We start from the raw sequence: 12473 nt of genomic DNA, 5'->3' as shown, positions 1-12473 counted from the left end.
CGCGCCGGACGCCCGGGACGGCGCCGCGTCCGGGCACGGGGTGCCGGTGACGGGGCGCGGTGTCCCGGGTCGGGAGGCGTGCGGGTACGGCCTTCAGCGGGAGGGACGCAGGGCGCGCTTGAGGGGCCGGCCGACAGCGCTGCGGGCCCGCTGGTAGGTGGAGCGCTGGGCGGGAACCGCCGCCTTCTTCGCGAGCTGGCGCTTGAGCACGGTGTTCTGCGCGGCGAGCTCCGTCAGCTGCGTCTGCAGCCAGTTGAGACGGTCGCCCATCGCCGCGGCGTCGTCGCCGTTCCACGGCCGGATCCCCGGGGGGAAGGCCAGGGCGCTCATTCGCTCCTCGAACGCCGCACCGCCGTCGCCGTGGGAGAAGGTGTTCTCCAGGCCGTTCCTGTCCAGGAAGTCCGTGAACCGTTCGAACCGCTCCTGGTGTCCGCGCCTGAGCGGTCCGAAGTCCGCCTCCGCGTACAGCTCGGCCGGGTCGATGCCGGTGGGCACCTTCGTCAGCATCCGGTGCGGGATGTCGAAGTAGCGGCACAGTTCCAGGGTCCGGGAGTCGCCGCAGAGCACGGTGGCGGGGGTTCCGGCGAGGAGCGCCGCGATGTTGCCGTGGATGCGGGAGCCGAAGGAGAAGTCGAAGCCCCGCAGGTCGTTCGTCCAGGTGACCGGATCGATGTAGACCCGGACCTTGTCCTCCCGGTACATGGGGTGGTCGGGGTGGGTGGGGATGCCGGTCACGGCGGCGTTGGGGTGCGACAGGTCACGCCAGTGCAGCTGGCGCGCGTCGGAGAGGTTCTGGCCGACGAACCGGAGGTGGGGGTAGCGCGCGTGGGCGCGGTCGATGATCTGCCCGAGCTTGTGCTTGCGCACCGCGTCGTGCGATCCGTTGACGGCGATCCGGGACCCGGGGCCGAGCGACCCGGCCTTCGCGCGGATGTCCAGCCGGGGGCCGTGGAGGAACATCGAGGGGCAGCCGATGACGTCCACGTCACGGAAGCCCATGTCGCGCAGATACCGCTCGGTGAACTCGCCGCGCACGCCGATGGAGGCGCTGTGGTCGAGCACCGCCGACACGAACGCGTAGACCGTGTCCTTCATCGGACGCAGCCGCTCCGCCGAGTAGTCGACCCCGGTCTGGGCCCCCACGCCCGGGACGACGACCGGGATCCTCAGCTTGGTGATGAGCTGGGTCAGGCGTGCCAACTGCCGCTCGAAGGACGGGCGGAAGGCGTTGGCCAGCGGCACGACGAACACGTCGTACTCGCTGTTGATGCGCTCGGCGTCGGCGACCCGGGTGGCGATGCCGTTCGACACCACCTCCGCGCGCGGCGTCTCCAGGAGCTTGTGCGCGGCATCGCTGAAGATCAGATTGCCCGCGTTGGTGGCGAATACGTCCTCGTGCAGAGCGCGCTCCACGGGGACGACGTCATAGGGACTCTTCCCGGAGCGCAGGAGTATTCGCTTCACATGTTGAACGTTGGATGCCACAAAGCTGAATATAGCTTTACAGATGCGTCGGGTTCCACGCGCATCCTGCACAACTTTTTGCCAACCATACGGAACGCACGTACATGATCACACATCCGCGTGCGGGTGCGCGCGGTTCGTAGCGGACGGATCCGCGTGAGCGCCGGCCGGCTCCCGGGGCTCGGCGGCGGCCCGGCTCCCCGGATCCGACGGCCCTCCGGGCCCCGGGCCGGTCGGCCCCGACCGTACGCCGCGGTCCGCGCGCGGGCGTGCCGCCGGGGTCGGGCATCGCCCGGAGCCCGATGCCCGACCCGCGGATGCTCCGGTGCTTGGAGACGCATTCCACACACCCCGAGCCCGGACCCGGCGCGCACGACGCGTCGGACCTGATACCGGCGCTCCTGGGTGCGTCGCCGATCTGATGTGATGGAGCGGTGAGAGACGAACACCGGCCCCTGGCCGTATTCGACTTGGACGGAACGCTCGCGGACACCGGCCACCGCCAGTACCACCTGGAAGGGGCCCGGCGCGACTGGAACGCCTTCTTCGCCGCGGCCGTCGACGATCCGCCGCTCCCCGAGGGCGTACGACTCGTCCTGGGCAGCGCCGACGAGTGCGAGATCAGGTACCTCACGGGGAGGCCCGAGCGGTGTCGCCGGGACACCCTGGCCTGGCTGGCCGGACACGGGCTGCCCGAGGGGAAGTTGTACATGCGCCGCAACGACGACCGCAGGCCGGCCCGGCACACCAAGCTGGACGTCCTGAAGCGGCTGGGCCGCGAGCGAGAGGTGCGGATGCTGGTCGACGACGACGAGCTCGTCTGCGAGGCGGCGCAGCGGGTCGGTTTCGCGGTGGTGCGGGCCGATTGGGGCGCGGTGTCGCCCGCGCTCGTGGAAGCGCAGGAGCGTCAGGGGCGTACCTGACCTTCGAGGGTTCCGGCGGTCCGTGCTCCGGCGGCGGACATCCGGTGTTCCGACGGTTCGCGCCGGTCGGTGCGTCGACGGTCCCCGCCGGCCGTGGTGGTTCAGCTTGGTTCGTCGAGTCGGAAGCCTACTTTCAGCCCCACCTGATAGTGCTCGATCCGGCCATTCCTGATCTCTCCGCGAACCTCGGTGATCTCGAACCAGTCGAGATTGTGCAACGTTTGCGAGGCCCGTGCGACAGCTCTGCGGATGGCGTCATCGACGCCCTCATGGGAGGTCCCCACGATCTCGGTGACTCGATACGTGTGGTTCGACATGGTTTGTCCCCTCTCGCTTCTACCAAGGTGCCCCACCCTGCCCGGGTACGCGAGGGATTGGTGTGCAGGGTGTGCCCCAGTACGCGGAGAGCGGCGGTCTGCGCGACCTCACGCTGGAGTCCGTGCGTGACCTGGGCGGCGCGGACTGGCTGCCCGGACTCGCCGACCCCGGCAGCATCGACGGGGTCCAGTACGGAATTCCGTGGTACGCGGCCGATCGAGTGGTGATCTACAACAAGGAACTCTTCGAGCGGGCCGGTATCGAATCCCCGCCGAAGACCAGGGACGAGTGGATCGCGGACACCGAGAAGCTCGGCCGGAACGGCGACCAGGGCATCTACCTCGCCGGCCAGAACTGGTACGTACTCGCCGGATTCATCTGGGACGAGGGCGGCGAGCTCGCCTACGACGGCTCCGGCGCGTGGGAAGGCGCCCTGGACAGCCCCGAGGCGCTGCGCGGCATGAGCTTCTGCAAGAAGCTTCAGGCGCTCGGCGACGGCCCGAAGGACGCGGACGAGGCGAAGCCCCCGCAGGCCGCGATCGACGCGCACGCCGAGATCCGGCCGGTGCGCATCAGCTACCGGGCCGGGCCGCTGCGCGGCGTCCCGCACGGCGACCGGGCGCCCGGGCCCCACGGGTCCGCTCCGGCCCAGCGCCCTGCCGCGGCCGGCGCGGCCGCGTTCGTCGGCGACGATCCGCTCACGGCCTCGCTCTGGCGGGTGGTGACGTCCGCCGGACTGACCGCCGAGGTCCACGTCCTGCCGCCGCTCCCGGCCGACGGCCCGACGGACCGCCGGACCCTGGCCCGTCTCGTTCAGACGGCCGTCGCCAGCGACAGCGCGAACCGCTCACCGGAATCCGTCCACCACTGATCCAGCCGCAGGCCGGCCCCGGCGAGCTCGGCGCGGACACCGTCCTCGCGGAACTTGGCCGACACCTCCGTACGCATCTCCTCGTCCGCCTCGAAGGGCACCACCAAGCCGAGGGCCGGGATCTTCACCGTCAGCGTCGAACGGGCCCGCAGCCGCATCTCGATCCACTCCCGCTCGGGATCCCACAGCGCCACGTGCTCGAAGTCCGCCGGGTCGAAGTCGGCCCCCAGCTCCCGGTTGACGACCCGCAGCACGTTCTTGTCGAACTCGGCCGTCACCCCCGCCGCGTCATCGTACGCGGCGACCAGCACCTTCTCGTCCTTCACCAGGTCCGTGCCCAGCAGCAGAGCGTCGCCGGGGGAGAGCAAGGACCGCACCGACCTCAGGAACACCGCCCGCTCGTCCGGCAGCAGATTGCCGATCGTGCCGCCCAGGAACGCGACCAGCCGCGGCCCCGGGGTCCCCGGCAGCGCCAGACCACCCGTGAAGTCGGCGATCAGCGCGTGCACGGAGAGCCCGGGCCGCTGTGCCAGCAGCGACTCGGCCGCGCCGCGCAACGCGCTCTCGCTCACGTCGACCGGTACGTAGCTGTGCAGCCCGGGCAGCGCGTCCAGCAGGTGCCGGGTCTTGTCCGACGAGCCCGACCCCAGCTCGATCACGGTCCGAGCCCCGGAGACCCGGGCGATCTCCTCGGCGCGGTCGATGAGGATCTCCCGCTCGGCACGGGTCGGGTAGTACTCGGGAAGCCGGGTGATCTCCTCGAAGAGTTCGCTGCCGTGCGCGTCGTAGAACCACTTGGGCGGCAGCGTCTTCGGGTACCGGGTCAGGCCGTGCAGCACGTCGGCGCGCAGCGCCGCGTCCGTCGCGTCCTCCGGCAGGGTGCGGGTCAGCAGGAAGGGGCTCACTGGGTCGGCTCCTTGAGCGGGGTCAGCAGAAGGTCGGCGCGGCTCGCCGTCAGCAGCGTCCGGTCGGGGACCTCGCGCCAGCGCGGGTCGTCGTCGTACGGCTCCGAGGCCACGACCGTGCGCGGACCGGGGCCGGTGAGGTACCACAGGGTGTCGCCCCAGGCCGTCGCCACGATCGAGGTGCCGTCGGTCAGCAGCAGGTTCAGGCGTGAGCCGGGCGCAGCCGACGCCACGTCGAGCACGGTGTCCGCCACCGCCTGCGGCAGCGGGTCCCCGTCGGCCAGGCGGTGCCGAACGAGGGCCCAGACCAGGGCCGAGTCGCAGCGGGCGGTCAGGGACAGCAGCTCGGCCGGTGGCAGTGCGGCGGCGAGCGGGGCCACGGAGCCGGGCCAGCCCTTCACCGCGCCGTTGTGACTGAACAGCACCTCGCCGGCGGCGAACGGCGCGGCGGCGGCCTCCCCGCCGGCAGCGGCCTCGGTCGCGTCGCGCACCGCGGCCAGCAGCGCGGTGGTGCGCACCACCCGGGCCAGGTCGGCGAACGTCTCGTCGCCCCAGACGGGGCCCGCGCGCCGGTACCGGCCCGGCACCGGGTCGCCGTCCGCGTACCAGCCGACGCCGAAACCGTCGGCGTTGACCGTTCCGTGCCGCTGGCGGCGCGGCGCCCAGGACTGGCGCACCAGGCCGTGCGGCGGCCGGGTCAGCACCTCGCCGAGTGTCATCGGCGGCCCCAGAAAAGCGATATGACGGCACATCATGCATCCCTTGCGGTGCGGAATCCGGAGAAGATCTGACGCCGCACCGGCAGGTCCCAGTTGCGGAACGTCCCCCGGCACGCCACAGGATCCACGGCGAACGAACCGCCTCGCAGCACCTTGTGGGCCGGTCCGAAGAACACCTCGGAGTACTCGCGGTACGGGAACGCGCAGAAGCCCGGGTACGGCAGGAAGTCGCTCGCGGTCCACTCCCACACGTCGCCGATCAGCTGCCGCACGCCCAGGGCCGACTGCCCGGCCGCGTAGGCGCCCGCCGGGGCCGGGCGCAGATGGCGCTGGCCCAGGTTGGCCCGCTCGGGGGCCGGGTCCTCGTCGCCCCACGGATAGCGCCGTGAACGCCCCGACGCCGGGTCGTGGCGCGCCGCCTTCTCCCACTCCGTCTCCGAGGGGAGCCGACGCCCCGCCCAGCGGGCGTACGCGTCCGCCTCGTACCAGCTGACGTGGAGCACGGGTTCGCGCTCGGGCACCGGCTCGGTCACCCCGAAGCGGCGGCGCAGCCACTGGCCGGCGTCCCGGTACCAGAACAGCGGGGCGGTCAGCTCGTGCTCGCGGACCACCGCCCAGCCCTGCGGGGTCCACCAGCGCTGCTGCGCGTAGCCGCCGTCCTCGACGAAACGCAGGTACGCGCCGCAGGTGACCGGGGCGGTGTCGATGAAGAACGCCGGTACGTCGCGCACATGGGCGGGGCGCTCGTTGTCCAGGGCCCATGGCTCGGTCGACGTGCCCATCGTGAACGGGCCGCCTTCGACCAGGACTTCGGCGGACGAGGGGCCCGCGTCGGTGGGCGCGGGCGGTTCCGGAGCGGTGAGCACCGCCGGACCGGACCGCAGTTGATGGGTGATCAGCATCGTTTCGTCGTGCTGCTGTTCGTGCTGGGCGATCATTCCGAAAGCGAACCCGGACCGGAGCAGCGGACGGTCGTCGCGCAACACCGTACCGTCGAGGACGTCCAGCGCGCGGTCCCGCACCTCCGCAGCGTACGAGCGGGCCTCGGCGGGCGGCAGCAACGGCAGCGAGGGCCGGGTCGCCCTGGGGTGCTGGAAGGCGTCGTACAGCCCGTCGATCTCCGGGCGCATCGCCTCCCGGCCCGCCACCGTGCACAGCAGCCACAGCTCCTCCTGGTTGCCGATGTGCGCGAGGTCCCAGACCAGCGGGGACATCAACGGTGAGTGCTGTGCGGTCAGTTCGTGGTCGTCCACGCTGTCGGTGAGCAGCGCGGTCCGTTCCCGGGCGGCGAGCAGCGCGGCCAGGGCGCGCTCGCGGAGCGTCTCGGTGTCCATGGATTCCGTCCGGTCCGGCCCGGCCGAGGGGGCGGGGCCGGACGTGTCGGGTGCGGGGGAGCGGGTCATGAGCGGTGTCCCTCGAAGTGGCCGGAGCCCTCCGCCGGTCGCGGTGTGAGCAGCCAGGGAAGATCGTCGGCCGGGCAGCGGCCCCGCGCGACGAAGCGGTCGTCGAACTCCGCGACCGCGTCCCGCACGGCCGTGGTCGCCCCGATCCGGGGCAGTGCCTCCAGCGCGGCCTCGAAGCAGACGGTGGCCGCCGCCCGCAACTCCGGGTCGCTCAGCCCGTCACGGGCTGCGGCCACCCACAACGGATTGCGTGGGGCGGGCCTCGGTCCCGCCGTCTCGGCGAGCGGCTTGACGGCGCGGTACACGGTCTCGGCGGCCTCCGGATCGTCGAACACAGCGGTCGTGACGGCGAGCGGTACCAGCCATCCGTCCGTGCCGGACTGCGCGTCGATCATGCGCAGTTCGAGATGCCCGCGCGGGCGCACCGGCGGGAAGAGGGTGCTGATGTGGTAGTCGAGATCGGCACGCACCGGTGGTCTCGGAGCGCCGGTGCGGATCCACTCGCGGAAGGTCAGACCGTCCGGCACGACCCACGGCCCGGTGTCGTCCCGGACGCACATCACCGGCGAGTCCAGGACGTGCGTCGCCCAGGCGTGGCGGGGCGGCAGATGACCGGCCGGGGCCAGCGACCGCCGCGGATCGAGCTCGGCCCACAGCGACTGCCGGGCGGACCGCCACGGTGTGCGACGGCCCCGGCGCAGGGGCGAGTTGGCGAAGACCGCCACCAGCACCGCACCCAGCAGGTGGGCCAGCTGCCAGCGCCGCGCGTAGCCCAGCGGGCCGGGTTCCTCCTCCCCGGCGTCCAGGCAGACCTGGACGGACGCGGTGCTGCACATCATGGCGCGCCCGGCCGGGCCCGACCGGTCCAGCGAGACCTCCATGGCGTCGTAGCGCGGCTCGCGCAGCACGCGGCGCGGGGGATGCCAGGGGTCGAGACCGAGCCCCACCGGTGCGAGATCCAGTCCATCCAGGGCGCCGCGCACGGCGGCGAGGTCGGCGGACGCGGCCTCCACACAGGCCATCAGGGAGTTCGCGGGCCGCGAGCTGAGCTCCAGCTGGCCACCGGGTTCGAAGGTGAGAGCCGCGCTCAGGGGCAGCTCCCGCAGGGCCGCGCGGGCGGCGTCGAGACGTTCGGGCGGGACCGGGACGCGAGGCCGGTCCCGGTGGTGGATGAGCCATTCGAGTTCGACCCCGACGGTGCGGGGCGGCCCGGTCTTGAAACAGATGCAACGCAGTAAGTCCTCCGCCCCGCCCTCGTCGAGGGGCGGGGCATGGACGGGCGGACCGTGGTCGCCCGATACGCCGTCGGATGACATGCCGGGACCTCCTTCTGCTCGGTTCGTCCGTACCACCCAAACCCCCGCGGAGGGATCGCACAAGAGTGCCCTTCCGCGTCGGAAATTCGATTGCGCGGGTGCCCCCGGAGCGACGACGATGCCCGGTATGCACCACACGGGGGAGTATCGATGAGCACACGGCTGCGCGCCATCGCGCGCGAGACCGAGGAGATCGTGGCGGCCGGCCGCTACCGCACGCCGGACGGACGCGAGGTGGACATCGAGCGCGCCGTCACGGCCGCGCTCTCGGGCACCCGGCTGTACGGTCCGCAGCCGGTGCCCGTGGCGGCACTCGACACCGACCGCACCCCCGCCATCGAGGTGACCGACGAGAGCAGTCTGCGGGCGGCGCACCGGATGACCGGCGAGACCCCCGGCCGGATCGCCGTCCTCAACTACGCCTCCGCCCGTAACCCCGGTGGCGGTTACCTCAACGGCGCACAGGCCCAGGAAGAGGCTCTGTGCCGCGCGTCGGCCCTCCACGCCACACTGCTGCGCGCGCCCGAGTACTACGCCCGTCACCGCGCGGAGCGCAGCGCCCTCTACACCGACCGGGTGATCCACTCACCGGGCGTGCCGGTCTTCCGCGACGACCGGGGGCGGTTGCTCGACATCCCGTACACCGTCGGTTTCCTCACCTCCCCGGCGCCCAACGCCGGGGTCGTCCGGGACCGCACCCCCGAGGAGGCCCACCGCATCCCCGCCGTCCTCGCCTCCCGCGCCGAACGCGTCCTGGAGGTGGCGGCGGTGCGCGGCTACCGCAGGTTGGTGCTGGGCGCCTGGGGATGCGGTGTGTTCCGCAACGATCCGGAGCAAGTGGCCCGGGCGTTCCGGTCGCTGCTCCTCGACGGCGGGCGGTTCGCCGGGCACTTCGAGCAGATCGTCTTCGGCATCCTCGACCGTGCCCCGGATTCCGCCACCCGGTCCGCCTTTGCGCGGGTGTTCGACAGTCAGTGCCGGCCGTAGCGCTCCCGCAGCCGGCCGACGACCCGGCCGAACCGCTCGCGGTCCAGGGCGCACGCCTCGCGCCGCATCCCGTCCTCGTGCACCCGCAGCAACGACCTCACCCGCGATAGAGAGCGGGCTCCCGACGCCCTGCAACTCCGCCTCCGGCGTTGTCGTCGGTCAACGACGCCCCTTCCCCGAGCTCTCAGTTGCGTTCGAGCAGGGGAGACCCCATCCGCCTCCCTCCTCCGCCCTGGATTCGAAGCCGCACGGCGCCGCTCGCTGATCCACTGCCTATCGCGGGTGAGGTCGTAAGCGGTCCAGATCGACCCAGGACGGCCGACCCGAGCCGTCCCACGGCCCGGACCGGCGGGGCCGCGGACCGGGCCCACGTCGCGCGGGTCGGTCTCACGAGTCGCGAAGGAGCCGGTGCGGCCGGGGACGAAGGCCGCGTCGTCGGCGTGGTCGTCATGGTGCTGCGCGTTCAACCCCCACACCGTGGAATCCGACACCCGAGACCCGACACCCGACCCCGGACCGTCCGGCGGGCGGGGCCGCGGACCGGGCCGGTCCGGCGGTGCCCCGGGTCCGACGGGGCGTCAGGTCGGCGCGATCGGTCCGCTCCCGGTGCCCGGGTCTGCGAGACTGCCCGACGCCATGAGCCAGTTACCGAAGCAACCCACCGAGGGCCCCGTCCCGACCAGCGCGGATGTGGCACGCCTCGCCGGCGTCTCCCGGGCCACCGTGTCGTACGTACTGAACGACAGCACGACCGTGCGGATCAGCGAGTCCACCCGGCGCCGGGTCCGGGCGGCCGCCACCGAACTCGGCTACGTCCCGCACGCCGCCGCCCGCAGCCTGCGCGCGGGACACAGCCGCACCGTGCTGCTGCCCACCGTCGACCTCCCGGCCGGCCCGCTCCACCACCGCTTCCTGTGCGAACTCGAATCCGGTCTGCGCGGCCTCGACTACACCGTGGTCCAGTACGGCAGCACCGGCCTGGGCGCCGACGAGGCGGCCCTCGCCTGGGCCGAACTGCGCCCCGTCGCCGTCGTCGCACCCGGCACCATCGCCCTCACCCCGCAGGGCATATCCACGCTCCGGAGATCGGGGGCCAGAGCCGTCGTCACCCTCGGCCCACGACCGGTGGCCGGCGCCCACGCGCTCGTCATGGACCAGCGGGAGATCGGCGGCCGGGCCGTCGGCCATCTGCTGGCCCGCGGCCGCCGCCGCATCGGAGTGATCATGCCGGAGGACCAGGGCCTCGCCCCGTACGCCGAACCCCGGCTCTCCGGGGCCCGGCACGCCGTACGGAACCACGCGGCCCTCGTCGAACCCCTGCCGCTGCGGTACGAGGAGGACTCCGCCGCCCGGCTCGCCGCCCGCTGGCGCGCCCTGCGGCTCGACGCCGTGTTCGCGTACGACGACGCCTACGCCATGCTCCTGATGCGGGCGCTCCAGGACGCCGGGGTCGACGTGCCCGGCGAGACGGCCGTGATCGGCGCCGACGACCTGATGCTCGGCCGGCTGCTGCGGCCCCGGCTGAGCACCGTACGGACCGAAGCGGCCACGGCCCAGCCGCTCGCGGACCTCGTCGACCGGCTGGTGCGGCAGCCCGGTGGCGCCCCCGAGTGCCACGACCTGCTCAGGGCCGAGGTGGTCCACCGCGAATCCAGTTGAATCCGCCCCGCCTCCCCGTCCGCCACGCGCGGGCCGGGGAGCGCGCCCGCCCCGGGGGAGCGGCGACGTGCGCACCGCGCGCCGCTTGCCTAGCGTCGTGACCATGAGCCATCCGCAGAGTTACGAGATCCTGCTCGTTCCCGGATTCACCGAGAAAGCCGCCGACACGTCCGCGACGGACGCCGGGAAGGACGCGTCGGAGACCGGTGCCGGGAAGGACACCTCCGGGGCCGGTGGCGCGACGGACACGTCCGGTACCGGAACCGGAGCGGACGAGACCGACGACACCGGGAGGGGTGACACCGTCGTCCTCCGTTCGGCCGTCGTGGCGGCGACCGGTGAGACGGGCGCGTCGGGCTATCCGCGGTACGCGGGCGAGGGCGTCGTGGCGGACATCGACCCGGCGACGCGCACGGTCGAGGCCCTGCTGGTCGACGGGGCCGAACTGGACTACGGTCTCTCCGTCCGCATCAACGAGCGCACCGCCGACGCCCCCGGCGACGGAGCCGACGACTGAGCGGCCCACTGAGCGGCCCACTGAGCGGCCGCGCCGGCCGCGCCGGCCCCGCGGCGGGCACCGATCACCCGCACAGGCGACCGACGTTCCCCCATCGGACGCGTGAGCGGCCCGACCGGCGGGAGGGCCGGGCCGCTCACCCTGCTCGCGCGGGCACGGGACCGGGGACTGTCTTCGAACCGTCGCCTGCCGTGCGGAGCCCGGCGCGTTCCCGCTCCCTCGGCTTCACTCCACGAGGGGAATCCCCACCCCGCTACCGGGTCTATTCGCAGTGCACCGGGCTTCAGCCCGGTGGTGAAGCGAATCTTTGGCCTGCTCTGACCTCGGCTGTGGACACGGGTCCGTACTGTTCACCTCGGCCGGCGTCAGAGCGGCCGGTTCTGCTGCTCGATGTACTGCTTCACGATGCTGAGCGGCGCACCGCCGACCGACCCGGCGAAGTACGAGCCGGACCAGAGGCGTTGCGCCCGCCAGTAGTGGCGGACGAGATCCGGGAACTCCTGGCGGAGCCTGCGGGAGGACACGCCCTTGAGGGAGTTCACCAGCCTGGACACGGCGACCTTCGGCGGGAAGTTCACCAGCAGGTGGACGTGGGTGGCCTCGCCGTTGAACTCCACCAGTTCGGCCTCGAAGTCCTCGCACACGGCCCGCATGATCTCTTCGCAGCGCGTCAGATGCCGGTCGGCGAAGACGGAGTGCCGGTACTTCGTTACGAAAACCAAGTGGACATGCATGCGGAAAACGCAGTGGCGGCCTGTACGAACGTTCTCATCGATACCCATAAACCAATTGTGTATCGTGATCCGCGTGCAGCTTCGGTACAGCTTCCGCCTGTACCCGAGCGCCGGTCAGCGCACGGCGTTGGCACGTGCGTTCGGGTGTGCGCGGGTGGTCTACAACGACGCCCTCAGGGCTCGGGAGACCGCCCGCAGCGAGGGGCTGCCGTTCCCGAAGACCGGAAACCTTTCGAAGCGGCTCATCACCGAGGCGAAGAACACTGCGGAACGGGCCTGGCTCGGCGAGGTGTCGGCGGTCGTCCTCCAGCAGTCCCTGAGGGACCTGGACACGGCGTACAAGAACTTCTTCGACGGCCTGAAGGGCAAGCGCCCGCGCATGGGCGCGCCCCGGTACAAGTCCCGCAAGGACACCCGGCAGGCCGTCCGGTTCACCGCGAACGCCCGCTGGTCCATCACCCCGGGACAGAAGCTGCGCCTGCCGAAGATCGGGGACGTGCGGGTGAAGTGGTCCCGCACGCTGCCCTCCACGCCGTCCACGGTGAGCGTGGTCAAGGACAGTGCGGGCCGGTACTTCGCGAGTTTCATCGTGGAGACCGGCCCGTTGGAGGTGCTGGCGCAGACGACGCCCGAGCTGGGCATCGACCTCGGGCTCGG

The 12473-nt window shown here is 72.3% G+C and carries 12 protein-coding genes and 1 pseudogene; 6 read left to right on the top strand and 7 right to left on the bottom strand.

Features of this window, described 5'->3' with window-relative positions:
• Window positions 1-93 precede the first annotated feature (93 nt).
• Entirely contained in the window at window positions 94-1464 is a 1371-nt protein-coding gene (locus ACFYXM_RS02035; protein ID WP_389285972.1) for a polysaccharide pyruvyl transferase family protein, read from the bottom strand.
• A 434-nt stretch (window positions 1465-1898) separates the two neighbouring features.
• On the opposite strand from ACFYXM_RS02035, the gene ACFYXM_RS02030 reads away from it, so the two are divergent.
• Window positions 1899-2387 (top strand): hypothetical protein, encoded by a 489-nt coding sequence (locus tag ACFYXM_RS02030; protein WP_389285970.1) that lies wholly within the window; start codon window positions 1899-1901, stop codon window positions 2385-2387.
• 101 nt (window positions 2388-2488) lie between these two features.
• Here ACFYXM_RS02030 and ACFYXM_RS02025 read toward each other — a convergent pair whose 3' ends face one another.
• Window positions 2489-2704 (bottom strand): dodecin, encoded by a 216-nt coding sequence (locus tag ACFYXM_RS02025; protein WP_389285968.1) that lies wholly within the window; start codon window positions 2702-2704, stop codon window positions 2489-2491.
• Window positions 2705-2772: 68 nt separating this feature from the next.
• Between ACFYXM_RS02025 and ACFYXM_RS02020 the strand changes: the two are divergent.
• Window positions 2773-3273, top strand: a pseudogene (locus ACFYXM_RS02020) (extracellular solute-binding protein); the annotation flags it as partial.
• A 245-nt stretch (window positions 3274-3518) separates the two neighbouring features.
• Here the strand turns inward: ACFYXM_RS02020 and egtD are convergent.
• Genes egtD through egtA form a run of 4 tightly spaced genes read right to left on the bottom strand, consistent with a single transcriptional unit; the run spans window position 3519 to window position 7919 of the window.
• The gene (gene egtD / locus ACFYXM_RS02015; RefSeq protein WP_389285966.1) at window positions 3519-4481 is read right to left on the bottom strand and encodes an L-histidine N(alpha)-methyltransferase; all 963 of its coding nucleotides are present in this window, start codon (window positions 4479-4481) and stop codon (window positions 3519-3521) included.
• Entirely contained in the window at window positions 4478-5233 is a 756-nt protein-coding gene (gene egtC, locus ACFYXM_RS02010; protein ID WP_389286538.1) for an ergothioneine biosynthesis protein EgtC, read from the bottom strand. Before egtC ends, egtD begins: the two co-directional genes overlap by 4 nt.
• Complete coding sequence (gene egtB, locus ACFYXM_RS02005; protein WP_389285963.1) at window positions 5233-6603, bottom strand: ergothioneine biosynthesis protein EgtB; 1371 nt, start codon at window positions 6601-6603, stop codon at window positions 5233-5235. Before egtB ends, egtC begins: the two co-directional genes overlap by 1 nt.
• Window positions 6600-7919, bottom strand: coding sequence for an ergothioneine biosynthesis glutamate--cysteine ligase EgtA (gene egtA, locus ACFYXM_RS02000; protein WP_389285961.1), 1320 nt, complete (start codon window positions 7917-7919; stop codon window positions 6600-6602). Before egtA ends, egtB begins: the two co-directional genes overlap by 4 nt.
• A 150-nt stretch (window positions 7920-8069) precedes the next feature.
• Between egtA and ACFYXM_RS01995 the strand changes: the two genes are divergently transcribed.
• From ACFYXM_RS01995 to ACFYXM_RS01985, 3 genes are all read left to right on the top strand, one after another.
• On the top strand, window positions 8070-8906 hold the full coding sequence (locus ACFYXM_RS01995) for a TIGR02452 family protein (RefSeq protein WP_389285959.1): 837 nt from the start codon (window positions 8070-8072) through the stop codon (window positions 8904-8906).
• A gap of 636 nt (window positions 8907-9542) precedes the next feature.
• Window positions 9543-10565: a LacI family DNA-binding transcriptional regulator gene (locus tag ACFYXM_RS01990; RefSeq protein WP_389285957.1), complete on the top strand. Its 1023-nt coding sequence runs from the start codon at window positions 9543-9545 to the stop codon at window positions 10563-10565.
• Window positions 10566-10668: 103 nt separating this feature from the next.
• Window positions 10669-11082 carry a hypothetical protein gene (locus ACFYXM_RS01985; RefSeq protein WP_389285955.1) on the top strand — a complete coding sequence of 138 codons (414 nt, stop codon included), beginning with the start codon at window positions 10669-10671 and terminating at the stop codon, window positions 11080-11082.
• A 365-nt stretch (window positions 11083-11447) separates the two neighbouring features.
• Here ACFYXM_RS01985 and tnpA read toward each other — a convergent pair whose 3' ends face one another.
• Entirely contained in the window at window positions 11448-11864 is a 417-nt protein-coding gene (gene tnpA / locus ACFYXM_RS01980) for an IS200/IS605 family transposase (RefSeq protein ID WP_389285953.1), read from the bottom strand.
• A 25-nt stretch (window positions 11865-11889) separates the two neighbouring features.
• Between tnpA and ACFYXM_RS01975 the strand changes: the two genes are divergently transcribed.
• Window positions 11890-12473, top strand: a 584-nt coding sequence (locus ACFYXM_RS01975; protein WP_389285951.1) for an RNA-guided endonuclease InsQ/TnpB family protein, incomplete at its 3' end; no start/stop codon positions are given.

Source organism: Streptomyces sp. NPDC002476 (genome assembly GCF_042889785.1).
In the GTDB taxonomy this organism is placed as follows: domain Bacteria; phylum Actinomycetota; class Actinomycetes; order Streptomycetales; family Streptomycetaceae; genus Streptomyces.
The sequence above is the reverse complement of the archived record's forward strand: the minus strand, read 5'-3'. Positions and strand labels throughout refer to the sequence as shown.